The following is an 18,792-nucleotide window of genomic DNA, read 5'->3' as shown; positions in this document are numbered from 1 at the left end:
TTTGAGGAATATTTTTTTGATAGCACAAAATATGTTTAAAATTATATTTAAAAAAAAATCTAATATAATAGTATATATAATATTACCTATAGTACTTGTCCTAATTTTTATGAGCTTGCAAGGTCCGTCTTCTGATTCTAAAGTATCCCTGGGAGTTATTAATAAAGATAATACAGAAATAGCTGTGGATATGCTTAAATATTTAGATTCTACTGAGAAATTTAAAATAGTACCAATAAACGAAGAAAATTTAGAAGACAAAGTATCCAATGGAGATGTGCAATTTGCATTAATAATCCCTGAAAATATGAAAGAGAAAATATTAAAAAGGAACATGGAAAATATTCAAATAGTATCTATAAAAGGTCAGGATGCTACTGTGTGGATAGAAAATTATATAGATATGTATATGAGAAATCTAATGAGTATATCAAAAGCTGCAAATGGAAAAGAAGAAGTTTTTAATAAAATATATAAAGGCTACTCAAAACAGAAATTAACACTCCAAAGTAAATTTGTAACGGATAATACAAAGGGAAGAAGTTCAACACAAAATACAATGGGATTATTTATTATGGTAATGTTAATGGGAACAACTACAACCTCAACATTGATTTTAAAAGAAAAAAGAGAAAGAACCTACCAGAGGATATGTACTTCACCCGTAAGCTCAAAACAGTATATGACTTCCAATGTAATAGTGAATTTGTTTATTGTGCTTATTCAGATTACTATAGTTATGTTTTTAGCTACTAAAATTCTAAAATATAACATGCATGTACCAACTATTCAGTTATTAATTATATTAATGAGCTTTGGAGTAGTAGCCGTAGCAATCGGGCTTGCAATAGTGGCATTTGCCAAATCGTCTGCATCAGCTAGTAATCTATCCACCTTAATAATTACACCTTCTTGTATGCTAGGTGGTTGTTTTTGGCCAGTTTCTATGATGCCAGAATATCTTCAAAGACTATCAGATTTCATTCCACAAAGTTGGGCGCTGGGAGCTATAAGAAAGCTTCAAACAGGAGCGCAGTTTAAAGATATATTGTGGAATATAACAATATTATTAGGTTTTGCACTTGCGTTTTTTCTGATTTCAGTTTATAAAATGAAAAAAGATAGAAATGTAGAAAGATTCATTTAGTTGGGGACAGGTAACAACTAATTGATGTTTAGATGTTGAAAGGTTGGGGACAGGTAACAATTAATTCACCTTTAAGGCGGGGACAGTTAATAACTAATGCAAATTTAGAAGTATAAAGTTTGTTTAGTGCAATTCCTGTGATATAATAATAAAGTGAATTTGAGAAAAATTATGTAGTAATTTTTTAATATATAAATAAAAGGAGAAAAGTATATGCGCCTAAGAAAAAAATATTGGGCTAGGCCAGAGCTAGAGTCTAGCCATATTGTAGTAACAGACCATTATGTTCATAAAGGAAAATGGAATGACGAATTTAAAAATACTAATGAAATACATTTAGAACTAGGCTGTGGTAAAGGTGGCTTTATATCAGAAAGATCTAAGCAAAACCCTAATATTAATTTTGTAGGTATAGATTTAAAAGATGAAGTGCTAGTATTTGCCCTTAGAAAAGTAATAGAGGTAAGAGAAGTTAAAGGTGCAGAAGATCTAAATGTAAGACTTATGCCTCTAAATATAATGCTTATTGATGATGTTTTTGCAAAGGATGAGATAAGTAGAATTTATATAAATTTCTGTAATCCTTGGCCAAAGGAAAGACATAACAAAAGAAGATTAACTCACACTAAATGTTTAACAAATTATAAGAAATTCTTAAAGACAGGATCTGAAGTTTGGTTTAAAACAGATGACACAGAGTTATTTGAAGACTCAGTAGAGTATTTCAAAGAATGTGGATTTGAAATATTATTTTCAACCTATGACTTGCATAATAGTGATTTTAAAGAAAATGTAGTTACAGAGTATGAAGCTAAATTTGCGAGCCTGGGTATGAAAGCTATGTTTTTGAGGGCTAAACTAATATAGATAAATAATATAAACACAGTTAGAAGCACAATTGTCCACAGTAGAGCCATAAAATTTGGTTCTACTGTGGACAATTTTTCTTTTAGGGTACATTCAGTAATAAATCTAGAAATTCTAATGAATTTATTTAAGGGAAAGTGAGGATGATTAATTAATTTTAAATTTATTTATTTCAGCCCCTAACTGCTCGGCTAACATTTGCAGCTCACCTGAATGCTTTGTAAACTCTTCCATAGTGGCTGTTATTTCTTCTGTAGAAGCTGTAACTTGTTCTGAAGAGGCGGCTGTTTGTTCTGATATTGCAGAAATATTTTCGATTTCTAATACTGTAGATTGTTTTTTCTCATTTATATCAATAATAGATATTTTTACTTCATCAACTTTAGTAATCATTACTTCAATTGATTTTAGAATTTCACTAAATATCTTTTGAGTTTTAACTACCGCTAAGTCTTGCTCATTTACTACAGTTTCAGTGGATTTAATAGCATTTACCGCTACATCTGACTTTTTCTGTATGCTTGCTATAATTGTCTTTATTTCTTCAGTTGAAGTTTTTGACTGGTCAGCAAGTTTTCTTATCTCGTCTGCAACTACAGCAAATCCTCTGCCAGCTTCACCTGCACGTGCAGATTCAATACTTGCATTTAATGATAAAAGATTAGTTTGCTCTGTTATATTGGCTATTGTTTCAGAGATTGCATTTATTTGCTTAGTGCTTTCATTCATATCTTGCACTATATTGTTAACCTCTGCAGTAGCTATCTTAGTCTTATTTGATTTCTCAATTAAGGTATTTACCATTAATAGGCCTTTTGAGCCTAAATCTTTAGTATTGCTTGAAATTTTGTCCATTTCATTAGAGTTAACACTGATTTTATCTATTCTGTTTGATAGGTCCTCTATTTGAGAAGCACCATTTTGAGCATTTTGAGCTTGATGCGTTGCACCTACGGAAACTTCCTCTATTGCACTTGCTACTTCACTTATAGAAGCGGTTACCCCCTCTGACATATTGGTAAGACTTGTTGATGTTAGGAGTACCGTCTTAGAAGAGTTTGTAACACTATGCATAAGATCTGATATGTTTTTTATCATTAAATTAAAGGATATAGCTAAATCGTTAAATTCATCTTTTGTTGAAGCTTTAATAGACACCGTTAAGTCTCCATTTGATGCCTTAGCAAATACTTCTTTTAATTTCAGGATATTATTAGATATCCCCTTGCTTAATAATAATGACATAAATACTGAAATTATTCCCATTACCAATATCATTAAAAAGGTTGTTTGTAAAATAGATTTTGTATCACTGGATAATTCGCTTTCATCTAAAGTAGCTACGAGCTTCCAACCTGTTAATGCATTTGTTTGATAGACACCAAATTTTTTAGTACCATTATCTTTATAATTAACAAAACCACTATTTTCTGATTTTGCTTTATTCCAAAAAGTTAACTTGGAGGCTGCATTTGTGTTAATAAGCTCCTTTTGTGGGTGAGCTAAAATGTTGCCTGATACATCCGAAATAAACACATATCCTGTACTACCTACTTTCTTAGTAGATATTCGCTGTGCAAGTGTAGTTAATGTTAAATCTATTGCCACAACGCCAACTGCTTGTCCATTTTTTTCTACTGTTCGTGCAAGTGTAACAACAGTGTTTCCAGTTCCATTATCTTTATACGCAGGAGTTATTACAATTTGACCTTTATGCTCTAAAGCTTGTTTATACCAAGGTCTTGTGGTCGCATCATATCCCTTAGGCATTTTATCATTAGGATATGTATCAAACTTGCCAGAGGCAGTTCCATAATACATGCAAAGTATATCTCTGTTGCTTTCTTTTACGCCTTTTAATATATCAGGTATATATTTAGCATTATTACCTGTATCAACATTCACAAAATCATAATTACTTGATGCCATTAAAACCATATTAGAAAATCCATTAAAGTAATCAACTAATCCATTGTTTATTTCTGTAAGCGTTTGGCTACTTGTGACTGTTAATTTTTTACTGAGAATTGACTTTGACTGATTGTAAGAGCCAAAACCTGTTATTATTAATGGAATTACGCAAATTCCTACCAAACTAATAATTAATTTAGTACGAATGCTGTTCATTTTAAAACTTTTAAATTTCATATAATCTCTCCTTTTAAATTTATCCAACACATAACATAATAGGTTATTTGTCCACTGAAATCAATATAATTTAAAACATTTACAACAAAAATTTGATTTAATGTAAATAAAAACAAAAACAAAACAATCTAAATATAATTAAAAAATCAACAAGTACAATTCTATAAGTAGCATAGTAAGCATTACAAGATAATATAATAGTTCAGAATGTATAAATATTAATAGCAAGGGGTTGGGAACTTGATTCAGGAAAATAAAAGAGTTTATGATAGTGAGATTAACCTAATAAAAATTTTAATTATCATCATAGTCTTACTATTGGGCATATATTTTGCACAGAGTACCACAGTTATTAAATTTGATTCTAGGATTATTAATGATTTTTCTACAATTTTTCTTAGTATAATTTTTGAAGGTATACCATTTATACTAATTGGGGCATTAGCTTCTTCTATAATTCAAATATTTGTATCAGAGGAAGCAATTGCTAAAATAATTCCTAAAAATAAATTTATAGGAGTTTTAATTGCATCCCTAGTGGGACTTGTTTTTCCAGTATGTGAGTGTGCTATTGTTCCTATAACTAGGAGACTACTTAAAAAGGGTGTTCCACTAAGCATTGCAGTTACATTTATGCTATCAGTTCCCATAATGAATCCCGTGGTTTTATTGTCAACACATTATGCTTTTATGGGAATGTCATATATGGTAATAGCAAGAGCTATGTTTGGTATGATTGGCGCTATAACAATAGGTGTTCTTATAGGGGTACTTCATAAAGATAGTCCTTTTAAGCCACAAGTAGTAAAAAAGCCTAAAGGTAAATCACATAAGGCTGGTTGCGGTTGTGCACATCATACTCTGCAAAACCTTAAACATAATAATGATAACTGTTCTTGTGGGCATAGTCATAATAATAGTAAAGCAGGCAATGTGGTTACACGTAATATAGAGGAAATAATATCACATACAAGTGCAGAGCTATATGACATAGGTAGATTCTTCATAATGGGAGTTTTCTTATCTACATGTATGCAAGTTTTTATACCTAAAACATATATTTTATCAATAGGTGGTGGAGTGTTATCCTCCATAATGGTGATGATGATACTCGCTTTTGTATTATCAGTTTGTTCAGAAACAGATGCGTTTATAGCTAGAGGTTTTTTAGGTCAATTTACCTCAGGTTCAATTTTAGGATTTTTAATTTTAGGGCCTATGTTAGATATAAAAAATACAATTATGCTTTGTGGAAGTTTTAAATTAAATTTTGTAGCCAAACTTATTTTTCTTATAATTACTATCTGCTTTATTTTAGCTGTTATAGCAAATATATTTCCTCTTGAGGTGTTAAGCAATGCTTTAACTTTATAGATAATTCTTTATATGGATAAATCTATAATAAATATCTATCTACAAGGGATATATTAATAAATAACTATTATCTAATCACAGGGTTCTATAAGGAGGAAAGGTTTGAAAAAGAAGTTAAATTTAAATGAATTGATATGGTTTATTATACTCACAGGCTTCACTTGTTATTTTTATATGATAATAAGTACAAATAAAATAACTTTATTTGTACATCCCAAAATGGTTAAATACGTAAAATTTGCATTATATTTTTTTATTACTTTGCTTATTTTCCAAGGAAAAAATATTTACTCATTTAAAAAGGCTAAAAGGTTGAAAATTGGATATATCATGTTTTTAATCCCACTTACTTTAGGATTTATATTAAAACCGGTGGGTATGAGTACTTACAGCGCCATAAATAAGGGATTTTCATTAAATTCACAGTTGAAAATTAGTAACTTAAAGCATAAACATAAAGTTCTAGCGGATGGAACAGAGGTATGTGAGCATAATGAAGAACACATTAATTCTATTGACGGCGCTAACGTTTCATCAAATAAGTCTTTAGAAAATATAGTAGCAGTAAAAGCTGGAACTATAGATATTACTAAAGAAAATTTTATAAAAAGTTATGAAGATATATATGGAAATCCGCACAATTATGTTGGTAGAGTTATTAATACCAAAGGATTCATATATAAACAAAAGGGGCTTAATGAAGGGGAATTTATATTATCTAGAATCATTGTAAGTTGTTGCGCTGCAGATGCACAGCTCCTGGGAATTTTGTGTGGTTATCCCGAGAAAAAATCATTTACAGAAGGCACTTGGGTAAATGTAGAGGGAACACTTGGGGAGCGAGAATATGTGGATTCAAAAAGTGGACAAATTACTGTGATTCCAATAATTAAAGTGAATAAAATAGAAAAAATAGATAAACACAATAATGAATATATATATAATTAGTTTATTCCAAAATTCAAGAAACATATTAAAGAATATGAAATTCTTATTTATTGACATAACTCATGTAATGCTATAAACTTAACAATGTAGAAATACATTAAATATTGTGATTTTCAATAAATTTGATTTTATTATAGGATTTTTTTTAAAAAAGTGAATAGATATTTTTAGGTGCCTTTTATTGATTAAGCTATGTTAGTAGATTATTTAATAGGGTGAAAAGGGAATGTGGTTTAAATCCACAGCAGCCCCCGCTACTGTAATTGAGGACGAACCTTTTATAACCACCCGAAAGGGCAAGGGAAAGGGGAGAGTGAATCAAGAGCCAGGAGACCTGCCTAAATCAGTAATATTAAACTTTCGGCGGGAAAGAACTTGTAGAAATTAAGTTAGTGCAATGAAATTTTGTACATAACAGCAGGTGCGAAAGCTTGCTGTTTTTTATTTTGCATAAAAAAAGCATACAAGGAGGGATAGTAATGGCTAAAATAATGGTTCAAGGAACGGCTTCATCTGTAGGGAAAAGCATATTAGTAACAGCACTTTGCAGGATTTTTAAACAAGATGGGTTTTCTGTGTGTCCCTTTAAGTCACAGAATATGTCATTGAATTCTTATATTACATTGGATGGGAAAGAAATGGGTCGTGCACAAGTACTTCAAGCCTATGCAGCTGGGCTTGAGCCAGAGGTATTTATGAATCCAATTTTATTAAAACCTTCCTCAGATAAAAAGTGCCAAGTTATAGTTAATGGGAAGGTTTTTGGAAATAGTACAGCTATGGAATATCATAATATGAAAGTGGAATTTAAAGATATGTTAAAGATGCAGTTTGAAGAGTTAGAAAAGAAATTTGATATTATAGTAATGGAAGGCGCAGGAAGCCCAGCAGAAATTAATTTAAGAGATAGAGATATAGTAAATATGGGAATGGCAGAGCTTATAGATGCCCCTGTAATCCTGGCCGGAGATATAGATAAGGGTGGAGTATTTGCCTCTCTAGCAGGAACAATGCTTTTACTGAATGAGGAAGAGAAAAAAAGAGTTAAAGCCACTATTATAAATAAATTTAGAGGCGATATAGAAATTCTAAAGCCAGGTCTTACAATGCTAGAGGATATTATACATATCCCTTGCGCAGGAGTAGTGCCTTACTTTAGATTGGATTTAGAAGATGAAGATGGTACAGTAGAATTTAACAAAAAAATTACTGCACCTATTGATGTTGCTGTGATATGGCTTCCACATATATCGAATTTCACAGACTTAGATGCATTAAAGACTGAAGAGGATGTATCAGTTAGATTTGTTACAACTAAAGAAGAATTGGGAAATCCAGACTTACTTATAATACCAGGAACTAAAAATACCATTGAGGATTTAATCACGCTAAGAAAGTCAGGACTTGCAGAGGCCATTGTGAAATATAGCGTAGAAGGTAAAGTATTAGGTATTTGTGGAGGGTATCAAATGCTAGGAAATAGCTTAAATGATCCTTATGGCGTAGAAACAAATTTAGAAAAAATAGAGGGTATGAAGCTTTTAGACATAGATACAGTATTCGAGGAAGAAAAAATAACTACAAGAGTAAAGGCGCGCAGCATTAATATGAGAGATATTGACGTAGTGAATAGTGATAATATTGAAGTCTATGGTTATGAAATACATATGGGGATTTGTAAGTATGGGCATAAGGCAAAACCACTCTTTAAAATATATGAAAAGAATAGTGAGCACCCTTCTTTAGAAGGTGATCACTCGTCTTCCTTTGACGGAGCAATTAATGAAGGTGGAAATATTATGGGTACATATATCCATGGAATTTTCGATGGAGTAGAATTTAGAGAATATATAGTAAATGCGCTAAGAGTAAAAAAAGCTATGGGGCCTAAAAAATCTAAGGTCTACGAAAGTTTAAGAGAAAAAGAAATAGACAAGCTAGCAGATATAGTGAGAGATAGTATAGACATGGACTCAATCTATAAAATCATGGGACTAAAAAAGCCGGGGACAGTTAACAATTAATTGAACTAAAAAGCTGGGGACAGTTAACAATTAATTGAACTAAGCTGAAAAATTGAAGACAGTTAACAACTTTATAAAAAACTAAAACATTATAAGATAGTGAGGAATTAATATGGAAATTCTATTTGTGATGAATGTAGTAGATTTAATATTAGCGGTTATTCTAGACTTATTAATTGGAGATCCATATTGGTTTCCACATCCGGTGATTTATATAGGAAAACTTATATCTGCACTAGATAAGCTGGCTAGAAAGCTGTGTAAAACCAATAAGCAAATCAAAGTTTTTGGGGGGGCCATTGTAGTCGTAATAGCTTTTTCTAGTTTTTTAGTACCCTTTATAATTTTGAAGATTTCTAGTGAGGTTTTCTGGATATATCATATTCTTAATATAATATTGCTTTGGACAACAATAGCCACTAGAGGACTTCATAAAGAGGGAAAAAAGGTATATGACTCCTTAGCTAAAAATGATATTGAAGACGCAAGAGTTAAATTATCTTATATTGTAGGTAGGGATACAAAATCTCTTAGTGAATATGAAATAATAAGGGCAGATGTGGAGACTATTGCAGAAAATACAGCAGATGGTGTTATAGCCCCTATTCTTTATGCAATACTAGGTGGGGCGCCTTTAGCCATGATGTATAAGGGCGTAAATACTATGGATTCAATGCTTGGATATATGAATGAGAAATATAAATATATTGGATTCTTTCCAGCAAAAACAGATGATGTATTTAATTTTGTACCTGCAAGAATAACAGGATTTTTAATTTGTTTAGCAGCACCACTGGTTGGAGGGAATATCGCTGCCAGTATAAAAGTAATGATAAGAGATAGAAAAAATCATAAAAGCCCTAATTGTGCTTATCCAGAAGGTGCAGCAGCTGGGGCTATGAGAGTTCAGCTAGGTGGGACAAATATATATTTTGGAGAAAAAATGTACAAACCAACCATAGGAAATAAAATAAAAGAGTTAGGAAAAGAACATATAGTAGATACAATAAAATTAATGTATGGGTCAATGTTTTATTTAATAATACTATACGTATTATACGCAATATTAGTAATAGTGATGTGTTTTTGGAGATGATAAAATGATACAATTAATAGGACTAAAGCATGATGTGAAAATAGAAATCAGAGAAAAACTTTCAATTATACCAAAGCGTCAGGCAAAATATTTAGAAGCTCTTTTAAATATTTGTGAAGAGGCAGTTATTTTAAGTACTTGCAACAGGACAGAGATATATTTTGAATCTAAGGATGAAGATATTATAGGTAGAGTTTTTGAAGCATTAAATTGGGATAAGACTTTAATAAAGTGTGTAGAAAGTTATAAGGAAGAAAAAGCTATTAGGCACTTAATGGAAGTGGTTTGTGGATTTGATTCATTATTACTTGGAGAGGACCAAATTTTAGGACAAGTTAGGGACGCTTATGAAGCTGCGAAAGGTTCTAAAACAACTAAAAAGGAACTTCAAAGGCTTTTTGAAAATGCTATTGCCTGTGGTAAGGAATTTAGAACTAAATCTAAAATAAGTGATATACCAGTTTCCTCATCTTCTATGGTAGTTAAAAAGGCTATAGGTAGGGGCCTTAAAAACTTTATGGTTTTAGGCTGTGGAGCTGTAGGTGAATTAACCTCAAAATATATACTAGAGGGGAAAATAGATTTACTATATATTGCAGTTAGAGATCTTCAAAAGGTTAATATAGAAGATCCAAGAGTAAAAATGATACCCTTTAAGGATATACATAAGTATTATGAAGAGGTGGATTGTATTATATCTTGTACATCGGCTCCTCATACTGTGGTCCACTTAAAGGAGTTACCTAATAAGCGCTTATTATTATTCGATTTAGCTGTGCCAAGGGATATTGAAGAAATAGTAAGTGAAAATCCTTTATATGAAGTATATGACATAGATACGTTAAAAGACATCCATGATGATAACTATAAAAAAAGAGAAGCCTCTATGAAGAATAACAGATACATTGTGGATAAAGCTGTAAAAGACTATATAGAATGGAAAACCATGAAAGAGCTATCATCCTTTATAAAAAGGATAAAACACAATGGTGAAGATATCTACAAAGAAAGGTTAGATACTTTTAAGCACAAGAAAGAGACTAAAGATAATGAAAAATTAGCAGAGATACTTTTGAAGAGTACTTCAAATGCCTATATAAATAGAGCTATAGATGTCTTAAAGGAGGAACATTTGAAGGGGAGGGCTAAAGAATGTGTGGACATAATAAGCAGGATTTTTTAGCTTTAAAATAACCTTGATCACTTTGCTAGCCAATAAAATTAATATTTTAGTAGATTTTCAACTACACAATTGTAGTGATTTTTCTACTGTAGTATAAAAACATCAAAAATTAATATTAAGAAAAGAGGAAACTAATATGAAGAATTTAGACATATTCAATGAATCAAAACAATACATGCCTGGTGGAGTTAATAGTCCAGTTAGAGCTTTTAAAGATTTAACTGTAAATCCTCCAATTATTAAAAAAGGTATGGGTGCATACATTTATGATGAAGAGGGAAACAAATACATAGATTTCGTATGTGCCTGGGGACCTATGATACTTGGACATAGTGATAAAGAGGTAGTAAAAGCAATACAAGATACCTGTGCGGATGCTATAGCCTTTGGTGCGCCTACAGAATTAGAACTAAAACTTGCAAGGCATATTTGCAGCACCGTAGATAATGTAGATATGGTAAGAATGGTTAACTCAGGTACAGAAGCTACAATGAGTGCAGTTAAACTTGCAAGAGGGTACACAGGAAAGGATAAAATAATAAAATTTGCAGGTTGTTACCATGGGCATGCTGAAGGATTTCTAGTTCAGGCAGGTTCAGGAGTAATTACAGCGGGCATACCTGGATCTGCAGGTGTTCCAAAAGAAAGCATCATAAATACATTAATAGCAAATTACAATGATATAGATAGCGTAAAACAAATATTTGAGAAATACGGGGATGATATTGCCTGCATAATAATTGAGCCAGTGGCGGGAAATATGGGAGTTATCCCTGCTGAAAAAGAATTTTTGTTAGAAATCAGAAGTTTATGTGATAAATACAAGAGCCTACTTATTTTTGATGAAGTAATGAGTGGATTTAGAGTAGCATATAAAGGCGCGCAAAGCATTTATGGAATAACTCCTGATTTAATAACTTATGCAAAAATCATGGGAGGGGGACTTCCTTGTGGTGCTTATGGTGGTAAAAAAGAAATAATGGAGAAATTATCACCTATGGGACCAGTTTATCAAGCCGGTACTATGTCAGGAAATCCTGTGGTAATGGCAGCTGGATACGCAACATTAACTAAGCTTTATAATAACCCAAGTCTTTATGAGCACATGGAGAAGCTGTGTAAAAAACTTCAAAAGGGACTACTAGAAATTGCAAAAGAAAACGGCATACCAATGGTAGTTAATAGATGTGGTTCAATGATTACACCTTTCTTTACGAAAAAGAAAGAAGTTAAAAATTTTGAAGATGCTAAAACTTGTGATGCTAAGATATTTTCAAAATACTTTGAGCATATGATAACAAATGGAATAAATGTTGCACCTTCTCAATTTGAAGCAACATTTTTATGTGTGAAACATACGCAGGAGGATATTGAGAGATTCTTAGAGGTATTTAAGAGTTTTAAATACTAGGGGACGGTTAACAACTATTTGACAATTAAACAGTGAGGGACAGTTAACAACTAAATAGTTGTTAACTGTCCCCGCATTTAAATTGAAACCCCCCTATTATTTCAAGTTGAAAGTTATCTTGAAATAATAGGGGGTTATATTTATGATTCTATTTTGAAGTCAAATACCCTTCAGCCATTAAAAGTTCAGCTGTAAGAACTGCACCACCGGCTGCACCACGTAGGGTATTATGTGATAGGCAAACAAATTTGTAGTCAAACAAACTATCTTCTCGTAGTCTTCCAATTGATATGCCCATGCCTTTTTCAATATTTCTATCTAGCCTAGTTTGTGGTCTATCATTTTCCTCAAAGTAGGTTAAAAATTGCTTAGGGGCATTTGGGAGTTTTAAAAGTTGAGGTTTTCCCTTAAAACTTGCCCAATGCTGCAAAATAGTTTCTTTGGATGGTTTATCTTCAAAGGAAACAAACACTGCAGCTAAGTGGCCATCTGACACAGGAACACGTATGCATTGAGTTGAAATAATAGGATCCACAGCATTAACTACCATATCATTTTCTATATGACCCCAAATTTTTAGAGGCTCCTGCTCACTCTTTTCTTCCTCTCCACCTATATAGGGTATTACATTATCACTAATTTCTGGCCAGTCTGAAAATATTTTTCCAGAGCCAGATATAGCTTGATAGGTACAAACTAATATTTTTTTAGGTTTATATTGCATAAGTGCACTTATAGCAGGAACATAACTTTGAATTGAGCAATTAGGTTTAGCAACAATAAAGCCTTTTTTAGTTCCTAGACGCCTGCGTTGAACCTGAATTAATTCAAAATGGTCAGCATTTATTTCTGGAATAACCATTGGAACATCGCTAGTATGCCTATGTGCAGAGTTATTTGAAATTACAGGAGTTTCAGCTTTTGCATATTTTTCTTCAATTTCTCTAATTTCATTGGCAGGCATGTTGACAGCGCAGAATACAAAATCTACTTCACTGCTTATTAAATCTACTTGATCTATATTTTTTATTACTATACTTTTAACACTGTCTGGCATTGGCATATCTAATTTCCATCTATTATTTACAGCTTCAAAATAAGTTTTACCCACAGAGTTCTCACTAGCAGCAATAACAGCTATTTCAAAGTAAGGGTGATCTGCTAGCAGTGTAACAAGACGTTGACCAACAAATCCAGTTCCACCTAGTAAACCAACTTTTAATTTTTTATCCATTGTATTGATACCTCCATATTTTAATGATGTACATTTGTGATAACATATAAATGCTATACTTATATATATTCAAATCCACGTTACAAAGTTAATAATAAATATATAAAATTATATACAGTTTACTATTATTAATGATTATAATGTTAAAAAGTATATACTTCAAGTAAAAAATTATATAGAATAGATATGTACTTAAATTTATGTCTTGACAAAGAAGCTATAAGTTATATAATTTTTTTAGAAGATGTCTAAGAGAAATGGGGAATAAAGTTGGTTAAAAATGATAAAAATAAGATAAAGCTATATGGGTTTAACAATTTAACAAAATCATTAAGTTTTAATATTTATGATATTTGTTATACAAGGACGGAAGAAGACCGCAAGAAATATATAGAGTACATTGATGAACAATATAATGCTGAGAGATTAACAAAAATTCTTACTGATGTTACTAAAATAATAGGCGCTAGCGTACTAAACATTGCGAAGCAAGACTATGACCCTCAGGGAGCAAGTGTAACACTACTTATTTCAGAGGAAGAAATTCCACTATATATGGTTGACCCTTCTTGTAATAGAGGGATTTTAACTCCAATTCGTGAGAATATTGTGGCTCATTTAGATAAAAGTCATGTGACGGTACATACTTATCCTGAAAGTCATCCTCAAAATAATATAAGCACCTTTAGAGTGGACATAGATGTAGCAACATGTGGAACTATATCCCCATTAAAAGCTCTAAACTATTTAATAGGTAGCTTTGATTCTGATATTATTACTATTGATTACAGGGTTCGTGGCTTTACTAGAGACATGGATGGTAAAAAGCATTTTATAGATCATGAAATTAATTCTATACAAAATTATATAGCAAGTGAAACTATAAATAGATATAATTTAATTGACATGAATATATATCAATCTAATATATTTCATACAAAAATGATATTAAATGATTTTGAGCTTGATAATTATTTATTTGAGATTACAGAAAAAGATTTAAATAATGATGAAAAATGTGATATTATAAAGAAATTAAAAAAAGAAATGGTGGAAATATTTTATGGTATGGACATTTCTAATGGGTAACTTCTTTAAAACCCACTAAATCGTTTTAACTAAAGACTTCAAAAGGAGATTAATACTCCCATTGAAGTTTTATTTTTTTTGAGTCTATAGTTATGTAAGCTAAGAAATTTACTCAAAAATGAAAAAAATCTTTTGTTTATTTTAAATATTATGGAATATAAAGGGTTACAAATGATAAATAGGAACAAATATGGTATAATAAAATCAAAAAACAAAAAAAGGTAGGAGTTGTACATGCGTTGGTTAGAAATCACAAGGGGTAATCCTTTAAAAGGTAGTATTACTATACCGGGATCAAAAAACAGCTCGCTGCCATTACTTGCTGCGTGCTGTTTATGTGATGAAGTGGTTATATTAAAAAACATACCTAATATTTCTGATGTTAGCTTAGTATGTGATATTGCTAAGGATATTGGGATGAAGATAATAATTAAAGAAGATAAGTTAATACTAGATCCATCTAATATTAATAGTGCAATTATAGACCATAATAAATCTGCTGACTTTAGAGCCTCTTATTATTTTGCCGGAGCATTGCTAGCAAAATTTAAAAGAGTTTCTATAGGATACCCAGGAGGCGATGATTTTGGGTCAAGACCTATTGATCAACATATCAAAGGGCTTGAAGCATTGGGCGCAAAGTTTAATTTCTATAAGGATTATTATGTGGTCCAGGCAAATAAACTTATTGGAGCAGATATATATTTAGATGTAATTTCAAGCGGAGCAACTATAAATATAATGCTTGCAGCTGTACTTGCGCAGGGCAAAACAATATTACGAAATGCGGCTAAGGATCCGGAAGTTGTTGATGTGGCTATATTTTTAAATGAAATGGGCGCTTTTGTTAAGGGTGCTGGAACAGACATAATTACTATAGAAGGTGTAAAATCACTAGGTGGAGGTACCCACTGCGCTATTCCGGATAGATTAATTGCTGGGGCGTATCTAATGGCAGCAGCTATAACAGGAGGGGATATTAAAGCTTCCGGTATTATACCTGAGCATTTGATATCCTGCACAGCAAAGCTTGAAGAAGCAGGGGTATGTATAGAAGAAGGAAATGATTTTATAAGAGCATATACACAAGGTAAAATTCAGGGTGTAAATGTTAAGGCTACTATGTATCCAGGATTCGCAACGGATCTGCAACAGCCACTAACTGCCCTGCTGATATTAGCAAGCAGTCACAGTGTTATTGTTGATAAGGTTTATCCAGGAAGATTTAATCATTGCCAGGAGTTAAATCGCATGGGAGCAGATATTATTATAAAAGAAGGAAGTGCAATAATTCCTGGTAATAGGTCTTTAAAAGGAGCCTGGGTTAATGCTTCAGATGTAAGAGCTGGAATATCTCTTATTTTAGCTGGATTAATTGCGGAAGGTACAACCTATATTACTGGGGTGGAACATATTGAACGTGGATATGTGAATATTGTTAAGGATTTCCTATCACTAGGTGCGAATATTAAATTAGTTGAAACTGATCTGGAAGAAAATAAAGAGTTTGATATTTGCTAAGGAATGTGGCAGAAAATCAAAAAATAGATATTTAAAAATTATAAATATTATTAAACATAGATACCACTACATCTTTAAATTAAGATGTAGTGGTTATCTTTTTTTATTGCTAATACTAAGCTATCAAAGCGTTTTAACTAAAAAATACATAAGTTCAAAAAATATACTTATATTATAAATAAAAGATGGTAAAATTAAATAAAATTTAAAAAAATAAAAATTTCCAATTTTTTAATGTTTTTTTTATGGTTTTTTGATAATAATATGGTATAATTTCAAATATATTAATTAAATATTCTAACAAATTATAAAAAAGAAATTCTCTTTTCATTATTAAAAATTTAAAAGATGTAGAACATTATTTTTTACGGATATGGTTTTAGATTCTATTTATTGTAAACTATTGTATGTTAAATTATTAACAGAAGTTTAAAAAGGGGGAGAACTAGCATGTTAAAAAAAGAAATGATAGCTATGATACTCGCAGGAGGTCAAGGTTCAAGACTAAAACAATTAACAAAAGTCATAGCAAAGCCAGCGGTACCCTTTGGAGGAAAATATAGAATTATTGATTTTTCTTTAAGTAATTGTTCTAACTCTAATATAGACACGGTAGGAGTTCTTACTCAATACCAACCATTGACTTTAAACGCTCATATAGGCATAGGTGCACCTTGGGATTTGGATAGAAGAAATGGTGGCGTAAGTATGCTTGCCCCTTACCAAAGCGAAGACGGAGGCAATTGGTACAATGGTACAGCAGATGCTATATATCAAAATACAAATTACATTGATAGTTATGATCCAGAATATGTACTTATTTTATCAGGAGATCATATTTATAAAATGGATTATTCCAAAATGCTGGATTATCATAAAGAAAAAGCTGCAGATGTTACTATTGCAGTATTAGAAGTATCAAAGGATGAGGCCAGTAGATTTGGAATGATGAACACTCGGGAAGATAATACTATTTATGAATTTGAGGAAAAACCAGAAAACCCAAAAAGCAATTTAGCATCTATGGGAGTTTATATATTTAATTGGTCTGTTCTTAAACAACTTTTAAAAGAGGACAACCTTGATAAAAGTTCTAGTAATGACTTTGGTAAGAATATAATACCAAAAATGATAGAAAACAATCAAAAGCTATATGCCTATCCATTCAAAGGATATTGGAGAGATGTTGGTACTATTGAAAGCTTTTGGGAAGCCAATATGGATTTGCTGTCTGAAGACAATGATTTGAATATACATGATACTAAATGGAGAATATATACAGTTAATGCTATGTTGCCACCTCAATATATTGGACCTGAGGCTAAGATAAGTAATGCCATGGTAAATGAGGGTTGTACTGTTTTTGGAGAGGTAAACAATTGTGTGCTTTTCCAAGGAGTACATGTAGGAAAAAACACAAAAATAACCAATTCGGTCATTCTGCCAAATACTAAAATAGGAAATAATGTGGTCATTGATAAAGCAATTATCGGAAGCAATGTTTGCATAAGACGTAATTCACACATTGGCAATGGAGAAGATATTATTGTTATAGAAGAAGGAAAGGACATTAAAGTTGATTCGAAAATATTAACTAAATTATAAATTGAGGGAGGTGCAAGTATGCTTAAAAACTACATAGGAATATTAATGCTAAATGAGAATGAAGATAATATTAAAAGTCTTACAAAATCAAGGCCCATAGCATCTATACCTATAGGCGGAAGATACAGGATTATTGATTTTGTGCTTTCAAATATGGTTAATTCAGGTATTTATAATATAGGTGTGTTTGCTAACACAAAAACTAGATCACTCGTGGACCATTTAGGCTCAGGCAAACCTTGGGACTTGGATAGAAAAATAAACGGGCTATTTTTATTTAATTCAACAACAGATGGATCTAGGTTAAGAGATATAGATGCATTAAGTGAAAATATAGAATATATTCGTAGAACAAAGCAAGACTATGTAGTGATGTCTTCTTCCTATATGTTATGTAACATGGATTATAATGAGGCTGCTAAGTTTCACGAAGAGTCAGGTAGTGATATAACCTTATTATACAAAAAAACAAACAATGGAAAAAAACATTACATAGATAACAATACACTTTATATTAATGAGGAAAATAAGGTTTTGAGCATTGGTAAAAACATTGGAGCAGAGGACAAACTAAATATATCCATGGAAATGTTTATAATGAAAAAAAGCACCCTCATAAACATTATAAACAATGCAGTTCAGACAGGATATAATAATTCCATAAAAGCAGCTATTTATAATAGTGTTTCTAAGCTTAATGTAAATGCATTTGAGTTTAAAGGATACCTTCAATGTGTGAATTCTGTGAAGAATTATTACAAAACTAGTATGGATATGCTAAATGGAAAAGTAACCAAGGAATTATTTTTTAACAATGGGTTAATTAATACAAAGAGTAAAGATGGAGCACCTACTAAATACTTTAATGAGTCAAAAGTTAAAAATGCATTGATATCCAATGGATGTATTTTAAAAGGAAGTATAGAAAATAGTATAATTTCAAGAAGAGTAATAGTTCATGCCGGTGCAGAACTTAAAAATTGCATAATATTTGAAAGTTGTGAAATCAAACAAGGATGTAAATTAACTAATGTTATTCTTGATAAGAATACTATTATACATGAGAATACAGTATTGAAAGGAGATGAAGATTTCCCAGTTGTTATAGAGAAAAAATCCAGATTAGAATAATAAAAAAACTAAGG

Annotated in this window: 14 protein-coding genes and 1 riboswitch; of the genes, 12 read left to right on the top strand and 2 right to left on the bottom strand. The window is 31.3% G+C overall.

Annotation, left to right across the window (positions count from 1 at the left end):
• Nucleotide 1 precedes the first annotated feature (1 nt).
• Both G9F71_RS20550 and trmB read left to right on the top strand, forming a co-directional pair.
• Nucleotides 2-1,147, top strand: a complete 1,146-nt coding sequence (locus tag G9F71_RS20550) for an ABC transporter permease (protein ID WP_164948542.1) — start codon at nucleotides 2-4, stop codon at nucleotides 1,145-1,147.
• Nucleotides 1,148-1,360: 213 nt separating this feature from the next.
• Complete coding sequence (gene trmB, locus G9F71_RS20545) at nucleotides 1,361-2,014, top strand: tRNA (guanosine(46)-N7)-methyltransferase TrmB (RefSeq protein WP_164948541.1); 654 nt, start codon at nucleotides 1,361-1,363, stop codon at nucleotides 2,012-2,014.
• Between the two features lie 147 nt (nucleotides 2,015-2,161).
• Here the strand turns inward: trmB and G9F71_RS20540 are convergent, their stop codons facing one another.
• On the bottom strand, nucleotides 2,162-4,162 hold the full coding sequence (locus G9F71_RS20540) for a methyl-accepting chemotaxis protein (protein ID WP_164948540.1): 2,001 nt from the start codon (nucleotides 4,160-4,162) through the stop codon (nucleotides 2,162-2,164).
• Nucleotides 4,163-4,402: 240 nt separating this feature from the next.
• Here G9F71_RS20540 and G9F71_RS20535 point away from each other — a divergent pair, with 240 nt between their 5' ends.
• The 6 genes from G9F71_RS20535 (at nucleotide 4,403) to hemL (ending at nucleotide 12,198) form a co-directional block, all read left to right on the top strand.
• Complete coding sequence (locus tag G9F71_RS20535; protein WP_263488237.1) at nucleotides 4,403-5,536, top strand: permease; 1,134 nt, start codon at nucleotides 4,403-4,405, stop codon at nucleotides 5,534-5,536.
• A 102-nt stretch (nucleotides 5,537-5,638) separates the two neighbouring features.
• Nucleotides 5,639-6,484, top strand: a complete 846-nt coding sequence (locus tag G9F71_RS20530; protein ID WP_164948539.1) for a TIGR03943 family putative permease subunit — start codon at nucleotides 5,639-5,641, stop codon at nucleotides 6,482-6,484.
• A 152-nt stretch (nucleotides 6,485-6,636) separates the two neighbouring features.
• Nucleotides 6,637-6,841, top strand: a riboswitch (cobalamin riboswitch).
• A 122-nt stretch (nucleotides 6,842-6,963) separates the two neighbouring features.
• The gene (locus G9F71_RS20525) at nucleotides 6,964-8,508 is read left to right on the top strand and encodes a cobyric acid synthase (protein ID WP_164948538.1); all 1,545 of its coding nucleotides are present in this window, start codon (nucleotides 6,964-6,966) and stop codon (nucleotides 8,506-8,508) included.
• Between the two features lie 112 nt (nucleotides 8,509-8,620).
• A complete protein-coding gene (gene cbiB, locus G9F71_RS20520) occupies nucleotides 8,621-9,604 on the top strand; it encodes an adenosylcobinamide-phosphate synthase CbiB (protein ID WP_224626533.1) in 984 nt (327 codons plus the stop codon).
• 4 nt (nucleotides 9,605-9,608) lie between these two features.
• Nucleotides 9,609-10,787: a glutamyl-tRNA reductase gene (hemA, locus tag G9F71_RS20515; RefSeq protein WP_164948537.1), complete on the top strand. Its 1,179-nt coding sequence runs from the start codon at nucleotides 9,609-9,611 to the stop codon at nucleotides 10,785-10,787.
• A gap of 136 nt (nucleotides 10,788-10,923) precedes the next feature.
• Complete coding sequence (hemL, locus tag G9F71_RS20510) at nucleotides 10,924-12,198, top strand: glutamate-1-semialdehyde 2,1-aminomutase (RefSeq protein ID WP_164948536.1); 1,275 nt, start codon at nucleotides 10,924-10,926, stop codon at nucleotides 12,196-12,198.
• 148 nt (nucleotides 12,199-12,346) lie between these two features.
• Here the strand turns inward: hemL and asd are convergent, their stop codons facing one another.
• Nucleotides 12,347-13,432 carry an aspartate-semialdehyde dehydrogenase gene (gene asd / locus G9F71_RS20505; RefSeq protein ID WP_164948535.1) on the bottom strand — a complete coding sequence of 362 codons (1,086 nt, stop codon included), beginning with the start codon at nucleotides 13,430-13,432 and terminating at the stop codon, nucleotides 12,347-12,349.
• 270 nt (nucleotides 13,433-13,702) lie between these two features.
• On the opposite strand from asd, the gene speD reads away from it, so the two are divergent.
• The 4 genes from speD (at nucleotide 13,703) to glgD (ending at nucleotide 18,778) form a co-directional block, all read left to right on the top strand.
• Complete coding sequence (gene speD / locus G9F71_RS20500; RefSeq protein WP_164948534.1) at nucleotides 13,703-14,521, top strand: adenosylmethionine decarboxylase; 819 nt, start codon at nucleotides 13,703-13,705, stop codon at nucleotides 14,519-14,521.
• A 234-nt stretch (nucleotides 14,522-14,755) separates the two neighbouring features.
• Nucleotides 14,756-16,042, top strand: a complete 1,287-nt coding sequence (murA, locus tag G9F71_RS20495; protein ID WP_164948533.1) for a UDP-N-acetylglucosamine 1-carboxyvinyltransferase — start codon at nucleotides 14,756-14,758, stop codon at nucleotides 16,040-16,042.
• 450 nt (nucleotides 16,043-16,492) lie between these two features.
• Entirely contained in the window at nucleotides 16,493-17,647 is a 1,155-nt protein-coding gene (locus G9F71_RS20490; protein WP_164948532.1) for a glucose-1-phosphate adenylyltransferase, read from the top strand.
• Between the two features lie 18 nt (nucleotides 17,648-17,665).
• Nucleotides 17,666-18,778 carry a glucose-1-phosphate adenylyltransferase subunit GlgD gene (gene glgD, locus G9F71_RS20485; protein WP_164948531.1) on the top strand — a complete coding sequence of 371 codons (1,113 nt, stop codon included), beginning with the start codon at nucleotides 17,666-17,668 and terminating at the stop codon, nucleotides 18,776-18,778.
• Nucleotides 18,779-18,792 lie beyond the last annotated feature (14 nt).

Source organism: Clostridium sp. FP2, assembly GCF_011065955.2.
Taxonomy (GTDB): domain Bacteria; phylum Bacillota; class Clostridia; order Clostridiales; family Clostridiaceae; genus Clostridium_AD; species Clostridium_AD tagluense.
The sequence above is the reverse complement of the archived record's forward strand: the minus strand, read 5'-3'. Positions and strand labels throughout refer to the sequence as shown.